This is a genomic window from Tsukamurella paurometabola DSM 20162 (assembly GCF_000092225.1).
Classification (GTDB): Bacteria; Actinomycetota; Actinomycetes; order Mycobacteriales; family Mycobacteriaceae; genus Tsukamurella; species Tsukamurella paurometabola.
The window spans coordinates 3,090,244-3,104,674 of the sequence record NC_014158.1 but is presented as its reverse complement, the minus strand read 5'-3'; the positions used below and the strand labels follow the sequence as shown (position 1 = coordinate 3,104,674).

Annotated in this window: 15 protein-coding genes; 3 read left to right on the top strand and 12 right to left on the bottom strand. The window is 68.6% G+C overall.

Annotated features, from left to right (window positions below; all coding sequences use genetic code 11):
• Nucleotides 1-3: 3 nt before the first annotated feature.
• From TPAU_RS14975 to TPAU_RS14945, 7 genes are all read right to left on the bottom strand, one after another.
• The gene (locus TPAU_RS14975) at nt 4-1,245 is read right to left on the bottom strand and encodes an MFS transporter (protein ID WP_013127600.1); all 1,242 of its coding nucleotides are present in this window, start codon (nt 1,243-1,245) and stop codon (nt 4-6) included.
• Between the two features lie 161 nt (nt 1,246-1,406).
• Complete coding sequence (locus TPAU_RS14970; RefSeq protein ID WP_013127599.1) at nt 1,407-2,222, bottom strand: polysaccharide deacetylase family protein; 816 nt, start codon at nt 2,220-2,222, stop codon at nt 1,407-1,409.
• Nucleotides 2,219-2,908, bottom strand: a complete 690-nt coding sequence (locus TPAU_RS14965; RefSeq protein WP_013127598.1) for a GNAT family N-acetyltransferase — start codon at nt 2,906-2,908, stop codon at nt 2,219-2,221. The genes TPAU_RS14970 and TPAU_RS14965 overlap by 4 nt, the downstream gene beginning before the upstream one ends.
• Before the next feature lie 28 nt (nt 2,909-2,936).
• Nucleotides 2,937-3,329, bottom strand: coding sequence for an SRPBCC family protein (locus tag TPAU_RS14960; protein WP_013127597.1), 393 nt, complete (start codon nt 3,327-3,329; stop codon nt 2,937-2,939).
• Nucleotides 3,326-3,646 (bottom strand): ArsR/SmtB family transcription factor, encoded by a 321-nt coding sequence (locus TPAU_RS14955; protein ID WP_013127596.1) that lies wholly within the window; start codon nt 3,644-3,646, stop codon nt 3,326-3,328. The genes TPAU_RS14960 and TPAU_RS14955 overlap by 4 nt, the downstream gene beginning before the upstream one ends.
• Before the next feature lie 113 nt (nt 3,647-3,759).
• Complete coding sequence (locus TPAU_RS14950; protein ID WP_013127595.1) at nt 3,760-4,206, bottom strand: VOC family protein; 447 nt, start codon at nt 4,204-4,206, stop codon at nt 3,760-3,762.
• A gap of 9 nt (nt 4,207-4,215) precedes the next feature.
• The gene (locus TPAU_RS14945) at nt 4,216-4,662 is read right to left on the bottom strand and encodes a helix-turn-helix domain-containing protein (RefSeq protein ID WP_013127594.1); all 447 of its coding nucleotides are present in this window, start codon (nt 4,660-4,662) and stop codon (nt 4,216-4,218) included.
• A gap of 80 nt (nt 4,663-4,742) precedes the next feature.
• Between TPAU_RS14945 and TPAU_RS14940 the strand changes: the two genes are divergently transcribed.
• From TPAU_RS14940 to TPAU_RS14930, 3 genes are all read left to right on the top strand, one after another.
• Nucleotides 4,743-5,690 carry a hypothetical protein gene (locus TPAU_RS14940; protein WP_041944453.1) on the top strand — a complete coding sequence of 316 codons (948 nt, stop codon included), beginning with the start codon at nt 4,743-4,745 and terminating at the stop codon, nt 5,688-5,690.
• 139 nt (nt 5,691-5,829) lie between these two features.
• Nucleotides 5,830-7,134 (top strand): UDP-glucose dehydrogenase family protein, encoded by a 1,305-nt coding sequence (locus TPAU_RS14935; RefSeq protein ID WP_013127592.1) that lies wholly within the window; start codon nt 5,830-5,832, stop codon nt 7,132-7,134.
• A 42-nt stretch (nt 7,135-7,176) separates the two neighbouring features.
• Nucleotides 7,177-8,490, top strand: a complete 1,314-nt coding sequence (locus TPAU_RS14930) for an esterase/lipase family protein (RefSeq protein WP_013127591.1) — start codon at nt 7,177-7,179, stop codon at nt 8,488-8,490.
• Here TPAU_RS14930 and TPAU_RS14925 read toward each other — a convergent pair.
• The 5 genes from TPAU_RS14925 to TPAU_RS14905 all read right to left on the bottom strand — a co-directional run bounded on the left by TPAU_RS14925 (nt 8,454) and on the right by TPAU_RS14905 (nt 14,413).
• The gene (locus TPAU_RS14925) at nt 8,454-9,371 is read right to left on the bottom strand and encodes a TauD/TfdA dioxygenase family protein (protein WP_013127590.1); all 918 of its coding nucleotides are present in this window, start codon (nt 9,369-9,371) and stop codon (nt 8,454-8,456) included. The genes TPAU_RS14930 and TPAU_RS14925 overlap by 37 nt on opposite strands.
• Nucleotides 9,372-9,466: 95 nt before the next feature.
• Nucleotides 9,467-11,767, bottom strand: a complete 2,301-nt coding sequence (locus tag TPAU_RS14920) for an arylsulfatase (RefSeq protein WP_013127589.1) — start codon at nt 11,765-11,767, stop codon at nt 9,467-9,469.
• Entirely contained in the window at nt 11,764-12,531 is a 768-nt protein-coding gene (locus tag TPAU_RS14915) for an ABC transporter ATP-binding protein (RefSeq protein ID WP_013127588.1), read from the bottom strand. The genes TPAU_RS14920 and TPAU_RS14915 overlap by 4 nt, the downstream gene beginning before the upstream one ends.
• Entirely contained in the window at nt 12,507-13,397 is an 891-nt protein-coding gene (locus tag TPAU_RS14910) for an ABC transporter permease (RefSeq protein WP_013127587.1), read from the bottom strand. The genes TPAU_RS14915 and TPAU_RS14910 overlap by 25 nt, the downstream gene beginning before the upstream one ends.
• A complete protein-coding gene (locus TPAU_RS14905; protein ID WP_013127586.1) occupies nt 13,394-14,413 on the bottom strand; it encodes an ABC transporter substrate-binding protein in 1,020 nt (339 codons plus the stop codon). Before TPAU_RS14905 ends, TPAU_RS14910 begins: the two co-directional genes overlap by 4 nt.
• Nucleotides 14,414-14,431: the final 18 nt, after the last annotated feature.

The following is a 14,431-nucleotide window of genomic DNA, read 5'->3' as shown; positions in this document are numbered from 1 at the left end:
AGCCTAGCGACGGCGCGCGAGCGTCGCGTTCGCCACACCGGCGCTGAGCACGACGAGAGCGGCGACCACGGGCGCGGCCTGCGCTGCGGCGGTACCGACGTTCTCCGCGAGTAGTCCGTTCACGGCCGAGGCGGTCGACTGCCCGAGTATGACCGCCGATCCCATGATCGTCATCACGGTGGCGGAACGGCCTACCGGGCTCCGGTCGGCGCCCAGGCTGAAGTTGGTGACCAGAGTGGGCCCCACGCCGATCCCGGCGACCGCCAAACCGAGCACCAGCCAGGGGAGCGAGGGCGCGAGGGCCATGACGGTGGCACCCAGCACCAGCACGGAGGCGAACGCGACCCAGCGGGCCGCGAGGGTGAATCGCTGAGGTAGGAGTGCCGAGCCCAGCGCGAGGGCGGCTGAGCCCACGCCCATCACGCCGTAGTAGAGCCCGGCCGACTCGGCATTGCCGGCGTCGCGCATGAAGGCAGTGAGGCCGGTGAGGGTCGAGCCGAAGAACAGCCCCATCCCGAAAACGCCCACCACGACGACGATGACCGCGGGGCGCAGCAGTTCGCGTGCGGGGGCCTGTACAACCGCGCCGCTGGCCGCCGCGGGAACAGCACGACCGCTGGGGTGCAGAGCGAAGGCGGTCACGAAGATCGCGGTGAGCACTGCGGCGCCGACCATCGGGGCCGCGACGTTCATGGTGGTCGCGAGCAGGCCCACGATCACCGGCCCGAAGACGAAGATCACTTCGTCAGCAGCGGACTCGTAGGCCATGGTGGACAACAGGGTTTGCGCGCGTCGCCGCACAGGTAACCGAGTGGTGATCATCGCGACGAGGCGACTGCGTGACATCGGGCCGACCTGCGGCGCCGATGCGCCCACGAAGGCGGCCGAGGCGAGTACGGCCCACCCGGGTAGCGAACTGAAAACGACCCACGTCATCAGAAGCAGCGCAAGGCTGTTGACGATCCCGGCGGCGAGCACGGCCCGGCGCTGCCCGAAGCGGTCGGCGGCGGCGCCGACGAGCGGCCCGACGGCTGCGGCGCCGAGACCGACCATCGCGGAGCTGAGGCCGCCGAAGGCCAGCGATTCGCGGCCGGCGACGACGAGCGTCAGCACGCCGACGACCATCATCGCGAATGGCAGCCGCGCGACGAAGGCGATGGGGAAGTAGGTGGGCCCGGCGACGGAGAGGAGCGAGGGGCCGGTCTGCGTGGCTTCGGCCTCGGGCGCGGTACTGGTGGCGGTCACCGGGGGTATCCTTCCCGCGGCTGCATCGCCGCGACGTTGCGTGCCGCCTTGGATGCCCGCAGGCCGTGCCAGGTAGATACACGGAGATCAGAACGAGTGGCCGCAAAGAACCACTAGTTGAGGATACCAACCACTGTCAAGACGACAGGGTCGGCGTGCTGCTATCGGCGTGGTGGCGCAAGGACATCGTCGAGGGTGACCAGCTGGAGGTTCCGGGAGCGGATGATCTCGGCCAGCTGCGGGTAGACCCGAGTCACCGTCGGGTGGTTCGCGTGCCCGATGACGATCGCCTGCTCGCGGAAGTACTTGCGAGCGCAGTCGAGCAGGTATTGCTCGGTGATCAGGCCCGAGTCGGACAAGGACCCGAACCACAAGGCAGGCACCGTGAATCCGAGGTCGGCGGCGATGGCGTCGACTGCGGCGTTGCGGTAGCCGAACGGCGGCCGGTAATAGGGGGTTCCGTCCACGCCGAACTGCTGACGCAGAAAGTCCTTGGTGCGGTTCAGTTCGCGGGCGACGCCGGTGCCCGACAGTGTGAGCAAGGACGGGTGGCTCCAAGTGTGATTCACCAATTGCACCTGCCCCGCATCGACGAGGGGGCGGAGCGTGTCCCGGTGCGCCGTCCAACCCGGAAAGCTCCCGGTGACGAAGAACGTGAGGCGCGCACCCGTGTCCCGAGCGAATCGGGCATATGCGCCGACGACATCGGCATTCGCGCCGTCGTCGACCGTGAGCGCCAGGCTGCGGCCGGGACCGGGGAGGCGAGTGATCGGTGCTGACGGGATGGGCGTCCGCGGCGTGCCCGGCGCCGGCGGGTGGAACAGCGGTTCCCCCGGCCCCGGAGCCGGCGGCGAGGGCGGTGTGTCGTCCTCGGTGATCGCGGGCGCCGATGCGGCACATCCGGAGAGAACGCTGATCGTGCCGGCGGCGAGGAGCGCGAGGAGGCCACGCCGATCGACGCCGCGTACGCCGGTCAACGGTCGCTCCCGGTCGCGATCACCTCGAGGGGCACCGTGCGGGTGTGCACGAATCCCATCGATTCGTACAGCGACCGCGCGGGATTGTCGTCGGAGGTGTGCAGGAAGGGCACCTCCCCCCGGGCGCGGATGCCGTGGGCGACGGCGCGGATCAGTCGCGAGGCGAGACCGCGGCCGCGGGCTTCGGGCGTGGTGCACACGGCGCTGATCTCCGTCCACCCCGGTGGGTGCATGCGCTCTCCCGCCATGGCGATGAGTGAACCGCTCGCGTTCCGCAGGCCCAGGTACGTGCCCAGTTCGACGGTGCGCGGCAGGAACGGTCCCGGATTGGTCCGTTCGACCAGCGCAGTCATTTCCCCGACATCGTCGGTGGTCAGCCTGAGGGCGGCAGGATCGGGCTCGCCCAGGACGTGCTCGCCGCTGTATTGGACAAGGCCCACCGTCTCCATCACGCGCCACGCTGCGGGTAGGGGCGTCGTCCGATCGCGGAGCAGCACGATCCCCCGGCGGTCAGCGAGCCGGGCGACATCGGCGTAGTCGGCCTCCGTCAGGTCACGCGGGTGTCCGAAGAAGACCGAAACATCGGGGTCGTATCGGCTGATACGCCCGCTCGTTCGGCGGAATCCGCGGTGCGGCCCATCGAGCGAAGCGTTCACCGGATCGGACAGGACGCGTTTCTCGGTCACGCCCAGATCATTCCAGACGGCGCGTTCGTCAGGCGGCCTCGGCGGTGGCGGCGAGACGGGGGAGGACCTCGTCTCGCCACCTCGGTCCCATACGTTCGAACGCTGCGGCCATTCGCTTGTCCTGGAGGTCGAAACCGCTGTGTTCCAAGAACAGCCGTGTCCCGTTGCCCTCGGGTTTCAGATCCCATGTGAGAGTCCATGCGGTGGTGAAGGTGTAGCTGAATCGAATCGGTCGTACCGACTCGATCACACGGCACGGTTGCGCGCCGAAACCGGGCATATCGAGCGTGAACTCGTGGCCCGCCTCGTCGGAGATGTCTCCGGACGCCCACCAGCGCTGTACCAGTTCGGGTTCCGTAATGGTTCGCCAGACCGACTCCGGGGTTGCGGCCACGAACTGGTCCAGGGTGATGCTCGTCATTCCAACTCCTCGGCGACGGTGGCGAGCGCGGATAGGCGTGCGCGCCAGAACTTCTCGAAAGGGTGCAACCATTCTTCGAGTTCCGCGAGCGGCTCGGCGGTCAGGCGGTAGATCCGCCTGCGGCCCGACGGTTCGTCCACGACCAGGCCGGCCTCACGCAACACTTTGAGGTGTTCTGTCACCGCGGGCCGGCTGAGAGTGAAGCGTTCGCTCAGTTCGCCGGCGGCGAGCGGTCCGGTCCGGAGGATTTGGAGCAGTTCGCGGCGTATCGGGTTGGCAAGCGCGACGAAGACGCGGTCGGCGCTCTCGGTGGTCACGACGAGAGAATATGTCGGAAGAACCCGACGTGTCAAGAATTTCCGACACGTTGCGGACTCGGCGTACCTGACCCCGGCCGCGACGCACTCAGCGAACGCGGTGAATCTCGACTTCAGCCGAGGTCGGCGCCCTCGAAGTCCTCCGGCGTGTAGTCGCGATGTTCGACCAGCACCATCCAATTGCCCGAGTTATCGCGCATGATCGCCTCGACTCCGTACGGTCGCTCTTCGGGCGGCTGGATGAACTCGACGCCCTTCGCCGAGAGCGCCTGGTGGGTGGCCCGGCAGTCGTCGACGGCGAGGCCGAGTCCGGGCAGCCCGCCCTCGGCCTGGGCCCGCTGCATCGCGGCGATCAGGTCGTCCGAGAGCGGTTTCGACGGGGTGGTCAGGTGGATCTGGAGCTCTGGCTGAGAAGGGTGCGCGATGATGACCCACCGGAAATCCGGGCCCATGCTGATGTCGTCGCGGGGCTCGAAGCCCATGATCTCGGTGTAGAAGGACAGGGCCGCATCGAGATCGCGAACCCAGAGGGAAACGAGAGAGATGTTCTTGATGAGCATGGATCGACCCTAGGCGGGCGCGGGACCATCCGGCTTCTCCTCGCTTGCGGTGACATGGCGCTCCGCCAAACCCGCCATGAAGATGTAGCAACTGGGGATGCGCGGCGCCCCGTCGGACCACCGGAGGCGGAACTGCGTCGGCGACTCGCCCACCAACTCCCGGAACCGGCTGCTGAAGGACCCCAGGCTGGTGAAGCCGACCGCCGTACACACCTCGGTCACCGTGAGATTGGTGGCGCGCAGCAGGTCCTGGGCGCGCTCGATCCGGCGGCGGCTGAGGTGCTCGGCGGGCGAGAGGCCGTACGTGGCGGTGAACAGCCGCTGGAAGTGGAACTTGCTGACGCCGGCGATCGCCGCGAGTGTCGCCAGGTCGAGCGGTTCGGCGTAATTGCGATCGGCGTGATCACGCGCGCGTCGCAGGTGCGGCAGCAGGTCGTCCGGAGCGCGCGGGGTCACCGCCTCAGTATCCGGCCGGCAACGTCGCAATGAGTGAATTAGTGCAGATTCCTCTCACTCGTCCGCCTACGATGCCCGGTATGGATCTGAAGGGCTTGGTCACGGCGCCGCTTCGCGTCGCATTCTCCACCGCCGATGCCGCGATGGCGGCCGTCGAAGGCGGGGTCGCCGTGACCCGCTTCGCGGTGCAGAACGTGGAGTCGGAGGTGAACAACGCACTGCATGTGGAGGGTGAGCACGGCACGCTGTCTCCGACGCAACTGCTGCAGAGGTTCGCCGCCATGCTCGAACCGGACCGGCCGATCGGCATCATCATCAAGCGCGGTGGTCCGCTCGATCGGGTGCTCAAGCCGGGCGGTGTGGTCGACCGCCTGACCGAGCCCGGCGGCATGCTGGAGAAGCTCACCGCGCCTGGTGGCCTGCTGGATCAGGCGACCAAGGACGACGGGCCGATCTCCCGGCTGACCAACGAGGGTGGTCCCCTCGACCGGCTCACCCGGCCCGGCGGTGTGGTCGATCAGATCACCGACTCGGAGGGCGTGCTGGAGCGGCTCACCTCCGAAGGCGGCGTGATCGACAAGCTCACCGCGCCTGACGGCGTCCTGGAGAAGCTGATGTCGAAGGACGGCGTGCTGGACAAGCTCACCGAGAAAGGCGGTGTGCTCGACAAGTTGGCGGCCAAGGACGGCGTGCTGGACAAGATCACCGGTCAGGACGGACTCATCGACAAGCTCACCGAGAAGGGCGGTGTGATCGACCGTGCCATCGAGGACGGCGGTCTGGTCGATCAGCTACTGGGGCAGCAGGGCGCGATCGAACGCGCGGTGGCGCCCGGCGGCACTCTCGACGCCGTTTCGCAGCTGCCCGACGTGGTGGCCGAGCTGAATGAGGCGGTTGCGCTCATGACCGCGGCCGTGAACCCGATGAGCGACCTGGTCAACCGCTTGCCCAAGCGCATTCTCAAGGGGCGGGAGGGCCGGCGCGGCCCTACTGCTGAGGACACCGCCGCTCCGGGCGACGCGGAGTAGCCACCGGGGGAACACGGTGTGGCCGCCGGGCGAACGCCGTGCGGCGTGGTCGCCTCTCGCGTGAATCCCTGCATAACCCTTGCCGAACTCGGGCTCGGCGACCTTCCGTGTCGCGGCCTGCGCGACCTACCTTCGGCGCATGAAGATCACAGTGCTGGGTACGGGATACCTGGGAGCCACGCACGCGGCGTGCATGGCGGAGCTGGGCCACGCGGTGCTCGGCGTCGACGTGAACCTGAGCAAGATCGCCGCCCTCTCGGAGGGCAAGGTGCCCTTCCATGAGCCGGGCCTGCCCGCCGTGCTCAAGCGCAACCTCGAGGCGGGGCGTCTGCGGTTCACGGACTCGTACGAGGAAGCGGCCGAGTTCGGTGATGCGCACTTCATCGCCGTCGGAACACCGCAGCGCAAGGGTGAGTTCGCCGCCGACCTGACCTACGTGAACTCCGTGATCGATTCGCTGGTGCCGCACCTACGCCGCGACGCCGTCATCCTCGGTAAGTCGACGGTGCCGGTGGGCACCACCGACCTGCTACGCGCTCGAGCCGCCGAGCTGGCCCCCGCCGGAATCGGCGTCGAATTCGCCTGGAACCCGGAATTCCTCCGCGAGGGGCACGCCGTCAAGGACACCCTCGAGCCCGACCGACTGGTGCTCGGCATCGAGCCCGGCGGCCGGGCCGAGCAGGTCGCCCGAGAGATCTACGCGCCCATCATCGCCCGCGACACCCCGTTCTTCGTCACCGACACCGCGACAGCGGAGCTGGTGAAGATCTCGGCGAACGCTTTCCTCGCCACCAAGATCTCGTTCATCAACGCCGTCTCCGAGGTGTGCGAGGCGGCAGGCGCCGATGTAGTCGCGCTCGCGGATGCCATCGGAGTGGACTCGCGTATCGGTCGCCGATTCCTCGGTGCCGGAATCGGATTCGGTGGCGGCTGCCTGCCCAAGGACATCCGTGCCTTCATGGCCCGCTCGGGCGAATTGGGTGCCGGTCACATGCACGGTCTGCTCCGGGAAGTCGATGCCATCAACATGAGTCGCCGCACCCGCATGGTGGATCTGGCGCGGGACGCCTGCGGCGGTTCGCTGCTCGGTGCGAAGGTCGCCGTGCTCGGTGCCGCGTTCAAGCCCGATTCGGACGACGTGCGTGATTCTCCAGCGCTCAACATCGCCGGCCAGATTCAGTTGCAGGGCGCCGCGGTCTCGGTCTACGACCCCGAGGCGATGGATAATTCGCGCCGGGTGTTCCCGACGCTGGACTACGCAACCACCGCACTGGAGGCCTGTGAGGGCGCCGATGTCGTGCTCGTGCTCACCGAGTGGAAGCAGTTCCGCGAGCTCGACCCCGCCGCCGTCGGCACTGTGGTGCGCCGCAGGTCGCTCCTGGACGGCCGCAACTGCATGCCGGCGCAGCAGTGGCGCGCTGCCGGGTGGGACTACCGCGTCTGACTGTTCGACAGATTTGAGTGCACGACTGTACACTCAAGTTCGATGAATACTGTCGATGAGCGCGGTCGCGCCGAGGTCAAGGCCCTGGCCGCGCTCGGCGGTGTCGAGATTGCGGGCGCTGTGGGGGGAATTCACAGCGTGCACCGGGCGATATCGGACCGGGTCTTCTCCGCGGTCCGCCTCGGTGTCGGGCCCGCGGTCGTGCCGGTTCGTGCACTCCACAACGGCATCACTGACGGGGTGTATGCCGGCATCGGCATCGCCGCGCGCACCGCGGGACGTGTCGCGGCCGTCGGTGCCGCGTGGCCCGGGGATCGTCCGCCCTCCGAGACCCCACGAGGCGCTGCCCTGATCGGCGCGCTTCTCGGCCTCATCGGAGACGACCTCGACGCCGCCGGATCACCGCTAGCCGACGAGCCGATGACCATCCGAGTCGATGGTGCGGTCGTGCACCTCGGCGAGGGGCGCGCGCCCCTGGGCCGACTCGATCCGGGCGAGGTATTCGACGGCGCTTCCGGCCGGGTGGTGGTGTTCCTCCACGGCCTCTGCGAGACCGAACACGCGTGGGGCCTGGGCGGGCTCGACGCGGATGACTACGGTGTGCGGCTCGCGGTGGACCTCGGTGCGACACCGGTCTACGTGCGCTACAACAGCGGCCGGCACATCAGCGATAACGGCGATGCGCTCGCCGATCTCCTGGAGCGCCTGGTCGCCGTCTGGCCGGTCGCGATCACCGAGCTCGTGCTCATCGGACACTCGATGGGCGGTCTGGTGGTCCGCGGTGCGGTGCACCGCGCGCAGTCGCGCGGTGCGGCCTGGCCGGACGTGGTGACCGCCACCGTCAGTCTCGGGACGCCGCACCTCGGTGCGCCGCTGGAACAGGCCGCGCACTACGGGAGTGCGGCACTGGCCGCCGTACCCGAGACCGCCCCGTTCGGTCGTCTGTTGCGTCGGCGCAGCGCCGGGATCCGGGATCTGCGCGGCGGTTCCGTGGTCGACGAGGACTGGCGCGGCCGGGATGCAGACGCCCTCGGAGGTGCCATCGCCGCCGAGGTGCCGCTCATGGCCGGCGCCGAGCACTTCTTCGTGGCCGCCACCGTGACGCGCGATGCCCGGAACCCGTTGGGGCGCATTATTGGTGATGGCCTCGTGCTGGGTCCGAGCGCCGCCGGCGGTGCCGCTTGCGGGGCGGATCATGGTCGCGGCAGAACTCGTCGCATCGGATTCGCGGCGGAGGCCGGCATGCACCTCGGCGGAGCGCACCATTTCACGCTGCTCCGCTCCGACGCGGTGTACACCCAGCTCCGCGAGTGGCTGACTCAGCCGCGCTGCCGAGCTGGCGTCACAGGGGAGTAGTCCGACGCATCTCCCTTGAGTGCCACACCCTCACGGCCGTCGACGCCGACGGGGAGATCGCCGGCCAGGGTGACGCGGCGCAGCAGACGCTTGTGGTCGCCGTAGTCGTTGATGCCGAAGTGCTGCGTCGACCGGTTGTCCCAGATCGCTACGTCGCCCGGCTGCCAGGCCCACCGCACCGTGTTGTCCGGGTTCTCGATCCGCCGCTGCAGCAGCGCCAGGATCGGTGCCGAATCCTGCGAGCTCAGGCCCGCGAACTTGCTGACGAAGTGTCCCAACAGCAACGATCGGCGGCCGGTCTCGGGGTGCATGCGCACCACCGGATGCTCGGCCTCGAAGATGTTCCGGATGAACTCCTGGTGGTACTCCGCGCGCTGGTAGGTCGAGTTGTGGCCCGCGTAGTCGTAATCGTTGGTGTGGATCGCACGCAGGTTCTCGGCGAGCACCTTGAGCGGTTCCGGAAGCCGGTCGTAGGCGCGCGTGGTCGACGCCCAGGTGGTATTGCCGCCGTGCGGGGGCAGCGTGACCGGGCGCAGGATGGACGCCTTCGGCACCCGGTCCACGAAGGAGACATCGGTATGCCAACTGTTCGCGGCGCCCTCGATCGGCAGCAGATCCGAATCCGAACGCACCGTGGGATGCGGTGTGGTGGGTACTCCGATCCGGCCGGCGAAAGCGTGCTGGCCCGCGTCATCGAGGTGGTGCTGGTCGCGGAAGAAGATCACCTCGTACTCGGCCAGGAGATCCAGGATGCGTTCGGCGGTCGCATCATCGATATCGCCGCCCAATCGCACGCCGTGCACGATCGCCCCGATGTGTTCGCTCAGCTTCGTGACGGTGATCTCGGAAGTGGCGGTGGTGGGTTCGATCGTCGCGGTCATGAGGGCCTCCTGGGCGGATGGTGGATCGTGTCGCTTCAGAACACCCGACCGAGCCCGTCGTCGCCAGGGTTGAATTCACCGCAAGCGCAATGCGATCAGTCCGCTTCCTCCTCGGCTTCCTGTTCGAGCCGCTCGATATCGCGGTCGGGAACCCCGATCGGGCCCGGTCTGTATGTCACGGATCGCACTACGCCCGAATAGGGGAAGGTGCCGCGCCGCTCGCGCAGGTCCCACGCCACCGGGCCGCGGGCGTCGAGTCCCACCGAGATACCCGTCCACGGCGCCATGCCGATCAGTTGCACCTGGTTCGGAAGGTGCGCGGCGGGGGCTCCGTCGATGCTGAGTAGCAGGTCCCAGCGCAGCCCCGGGCGAACCGTTGCGGCCAGGTCGATCCGGTGCTCTCCTGGCTCGATCGGTGCCCTCGCCTCGTGATACCGGCCGTAGGCGTTGTAGCCGACCACGATCTCGCCTGCTTCGACATACACCAGGTATCCGCCCAAAGCGTCGCCGTGGGCCACCAGCACGCCTTCGTCGGCGATCCCGACAGCGGCATCGATCTCCACCCGGAAGTCCCGGTACTGCACCAGTTTCGCCGATCGGTACCGCTCCAGGACCGGCGTGCCCGGGAGCAGGCGCACCGGCTCGGCGAGGCGGCGTTCGGCGGGGTTGCGCGCGGAGCCGTCGATCACGATGGGGAACACGGTGTTCCGCCAGGCCTGCTCCTCCCACTCCGCGGCGAGCTCGGCCACCAGGGCGGGACGCTCGGCAGCCAGATCGCGAGTCTCCGCCGGGTCGGTGCGATTGTCGTACAGCTCCCATCGCGGGCTCACCGGATCGTCACCGGGGTCGAAGCGGCTCAGCAGTTTCCAGCCGTCGCGGTAATACCCGCGGTGGCCCCGGAACTCCGAGTACTGATGTGATCGCGCCGACGGTGCTGTCGGGTCCGACCAGGCGGTTCGCTGTGAGAGTCCATCGCGTTGCTTCGCGGCGATGCCGTTGCGGGTGCCCGGAGTGCCGACCCCGGCGAGGTCCAGCAGCGTCGGTGCCACGTCGGTGACGAAGGAGTACTGGTCGCGCACGCCACGGGCGTCCAGTCCGCCCGGCCAGGACAGCACGAGCGGAACGCGGACGCCGCCGGCGAATGTCTGTCCTTTGTAGAACCGGAACGGGGTGTTCGAGACTTGTCCCCAGCCCCGTGGGTAGTGCACGCCGAGTCGGGCGGATCCGATGAGTTCCTCGGGGTGGTCGACGTCGCCCTCCCAGCCCTCGGGTGCGGTGCCGGAGGCGAACTTCGCGAATTCGGCGAAGTAGCTGCGCGTTCCCTCCGGACCGCCCTCTGCGGTGCCGCCGTTATCGGAGCTGAACACCACGATGGTGTCGTCGAGTTCGCCCAGCTCGTCGACTGTGGCGAGCAGCCGGCCCAGGCTGTCGTCGACGGTGCGCACCATCGCGGCGTACACCTGCATGTACTTCGCGAACCGGCGCTGCCGGTCGGGGGTGAGCTCCTCCCAGGCGGGCACGTCGTATCCGGGCTCACGGTTGCGACCGGCGGGTTCGACCCCGTCGCCCCACAGCCCGAGTTCGCGTTGCCGAGCGAACCGTCTCTCCCGCACGATGTCCCAGCCGCGGGCGTAGTCCACGTCGCCTCGGAGGAGGTCGGATTCCTTGACCTGCAGTGGTCCGTGCATCGCGATGTGGGCGAAGTACAGGAAGAAGGGTTTGTCGGCATCGTGCGCGCGCAGGTCCTTGAGCCAGCTCGTCGCGGTGTCGGTGAGTGCGTCGGTCACGTAGAAGTCATCCGGGTACTCCGTGACCGGATCGGCGGTGTTGTCGCGTACCAGCTGGTTCGGGTGGAAGAACGAGTTGAGTCCCTCCAGGGAGCCGTAGTAGTGATCGAATCCCCTTTGCAAAGGCCATGATCCGCGGTCCGCGTCCGGGCCGAGCCGGGAGTCCTTCGCGAGATGCCATTTGCCCACGGCGTAGGTGGCGTAGCCGGCCTCACGGAGGATCTCGGGCAGGGTCAGCACGTCATCGGCCAGGCTCAGGCGCAGATTCGGGTAGCCCGGATCGGAATTGGCCACCGAAGCGTAGCCCGCCCGGTGCGGATTGATACCGGTGAGCAGAGCTGCGCGGGCGGGTGAACACACCGGGGTGGTGTGGTGGTTGACGGATCGGATTCCGCGTGCGGCCAGGGCGTCCAGATGCGGTGTGGGGATCTCCGAGCCGTACGGCCCGATATCGGAGAAGCCCATATCGTCGACGAGGACGACGATGATGTTGGGAGATCCGGGGCGAGCGCGGCGCTCGGCCGGCCACGCCGGTTCGGACTCCGCCTCCGTCCGCCCGATCCGTCCCGCGAATCCTTCGTAGCCGCGAGCGTAGTCGGGGATCGTCATGCGGGCGCGGTCACCGGCTCGGGCTCGCGCTCCACACCGAGCGCATCGAGGAGCCGGCTGCGAAGCTCTGCGAATCCGTTCTCGCCCGGTCGGCGGCCCGTTTCGTCGGAGAGTTCCAGATCGACCGAGAGAATGCCGTGATCGAGCACCAGGATCCGGTCGGCCAGGACGATGGCTTCGTCCACGTCGTGGGTGATCAGAAGCACACCGGGCCGGTGTCGAGCGACCAGCGCGCGCAGCAGATCGTGCATCTTCAGTTTGGTGAGCGCGTCGAGCGCCCCGAAGGGCTCGTCGGCCAGGAGTACCGCCGGTTCCCGGACCAGGCTGCGAGCCAGCGCCACTCGTTGCTGCTGTCCGCCGGAAAGCTCCTTCGGCCAGGCCTTCTCTCGTCCCGCGAGGCCGACCTCCGCGAGCAGTGCGCGGCCCACGTCCTTGGCGTCGGCGCCGGTGAGGCCGAGCACCACGTTCTCCAGCACACGCGCCCAGGGCAGCAGGCGCGAGTCCTGGAACACCACGGCGCGGCTCGGATCCACCTCCAGCAGGCCCGAACCGGGCACACCGTCGTCCAAAGCGGCGATAGCGCGCAGGAGCGTCGACTTGCCCGAACCGGACCGGCCCAGCAGAGCGACGAATTCGCCCCGGCGAATCGTCAGGTCGACGCCGCGCAACACCGCCCGGCCGTCGAACCCGCGCACCAGGTTCTGCGCGACGATCACCGGCTCGTCGGCGGGGGAATCGTTCAGTGGGCCAACGTGCTCTGCCATGAGAGTGCCTTTCGGGAGAGGGTGCGGACGGCGAGATCGGTGCCGAAGCCGAGGACCGCGTACACCGCGAGACCCACCACGATCACATCGGTGAGGCCGTACAGCCGCGCCTTGTACATGAGATAGCCGATGCCGTCTGACGCCCCGACCTGCTCGACCACGACCAGCGCGAGCCAGGCCACCGTCGCTCCGAGGCGCAGGCCGGTGAAGAATCCGGGCAACGCACCGGGAATCGCGATGTGCCGGACGAAGGCGGCGCGGCGCAGGCCCACCGTCTCGGCGAGCTCGACGTACTTGCGGTCGATGCCGCGGAGCCCGGCATGGGTGTTCAGGTACACCGGTGTCGCTACGGCCAGAGTGATCAGCACGATCTTCATCTCCTCGCCGATGCCGAACCACACGATGAACAGGGGCAGCAGTGCGAGCGCGGGGATGGCCCGATAGATGGTGACCGTCCCGTCGATGAGCGCTTCGCCGGGCCTGGTGAGACCGGAGAACAGCGCGAGCACCACCGCCAGGGCGACCCCGAGTACACCGCCGACGATCGCGCGCTGTGCCGAAGCCAGAATGTTGGACCACAGCGAACCATCGAGCGCCAGAGTCCACGCCGTCCGCAGCACGGTCCACGGCGCGGACAGCACGGTGTCGGGAATGACCCCGGTGGCCGACCCGACGGCCCACAGCGCGATCACCAGGGCGGGGCCCGCCAGGATCCACGCACCAATGGGCCGCGAGTCCACGAGAGCGCGACGGGTGGCGGGGCGGGGGAGCAATTCGTGGTCAGGGTCCAGGGCGCCGGGTCGTTGTTCGGGAACGGCGTCGCCGCCGAGCCCGCTGCCGAGCCGGCCGAGCGGTGTGCTGGTCATGAGGGTTCCTTGTCGGTGTTGAAACGGAAGTCAACGGACCCCTCGGCGGAGACACGGCCGCCCGGGATCTCGTTGAAGTCCGCGAGGATGTCGATGGTGTCTTGCTGCCGCTGCACGAGCGCCCGATCGACCGGGAGCGGGCGCCAGCCGCCGCCGCCCTCGTAGGCGATCCGCCCCACAGCGGCGGGGATCTTCAACGCGCCCGCGTAATAGGTCTGTACCCAGCGCTCCTTGTCGGCGTCCACCCATGCGCGCGCCCGGTCGAGCGCGGGGGACAGCTTGCGTAGTGCGGACGCAGTGGCCGGATCCGCCAGGGCGGACTGCGGCGAGTAGAGGAACATCAGGCCGGATTGGGCGGCCTGCGTGACGTCGTCGGGCAGCGCCTGGGCATCCGGGTGGGTCTTGCGGTACTTGGTGTTGATCGGCTCCATCAACGGCGCGATGTCGATCTGTCCGGCGCCGAGCGCCTCACCGACCTCGGTGAGTTGAAGCGGCACGAGCTGCACATCCGTCTTGGACAGGCCGGCGATGCGAAGCAGGCGCAGCACCATCGCCTGGTGCGCCGTGCCCTCGGCGTAGCCGATCTTGCGGCCGCGCAGGTCCGCCGGGGTGCGCAGGGGTACGCCGGGGCGCGCGACCATTGCGACTCCGCCGCGTTCCTGCTGCCAGGCCTTGATGATCGGGCTGGGGAAACGCGCGATGCGGGCGTGGATCGGCGGGACATCGGCGACGACCGCGACCTGCGCCGCTCCGGCGCGGAACGCCTCCAGAATCGCCGGACCGCCGGCGAAGTCCGCGAACTTCACGGAGAACGGCAGCTTCTCCAACTCGCCCGATGCGGTGAGCATCGTCTTGAGGATGGATTGCTGATCGGCCACGGTGATCGAGGTGCCGGCAGGCACCTCGGCGGCGATCGGAGCGAGCGGGTCGTATTCCGGACCCGCCGGGGCCGAGCACGCGGTGACGGCGACAGCCGTGACGAGGGCCGCGACAAGGCGCGGCGGGCGAAAACGCATGGGAGACAGTGTTCGGTT

Bases quoted from the DNA above. Each gene is read 5' to 3' on its own strand.
- TPAU_RS14960 (WP_013127597.1), bottom strand. From the start codon at position 3,329: ATGACGAGCATCACCCTGGACCAGTTCGTGGCCGCAACCCCGGAGTCG.
- TPAU_RS14950 (WP_013127595.1), bottom strand. From the start codon at position 4,206: ATGCTCATCAAGAACATCTCTCTCGTTTCCCTCTGGGTTCGCGATCTC.
- TPAU_RS14940 (WP_041944453.1), top strand. From the start codon at position 4,743: ATGGATCTGAAGGGCTTGGTCACGGCGCCGCTTCGCGTCGCATTCTCC.
- TPAU_RS14935 (WP_013127592.1), top strand. From the start codon at position 5,830: ATGAAGATCACAGTGCTGGGTACGGGATACCTGGGAGCCACGCACGCG.
- TPAU_RS14930 (WP_013127591.1), top strand. From the start codon at position 7,177: ATGAATACTGTCGATGAGCGCGGTCGCGCCGAGGTCAAGGCCCTGGCC.
- TPAU_RS14925 (WP_013127590.1), bottom strand. From the start codon at position 9,371: ATGACCGCGACGATCGAACCCACCACCGCCACTTCCGAGATCACCGTC.
- TPAU_RS14920 (WP_013127589.1), bottom strand. From the start codon at position 11,767: ATGACGATCCCCGACTACGCTCGCGGCTACGAAGGATTCGCGGGACGG.
- TPAU_RS14915 (WP_013127588.1), bottom strand. From the start codon at position 12,531: ATGGCAGAGCACGTTGGCCCACTGAACGATTCCCCCGCCGACGAGCCG.
- TPAU_RS14910 (WP_013127587.1), bottom strand. From the start codon at position 13,397: ATGACCAGCACACCGCTCGGCCGGCTCGGCAGCGGGCTCGGCGGCGAC.
- TPAU_RS14905 (WP_013127586.1), bottom strand. From the start codon at position 14,413: ATGCGTTTTCGCCCGCCGCGCCTTGTCGCGGCCCTCGTCACGGCTGTC.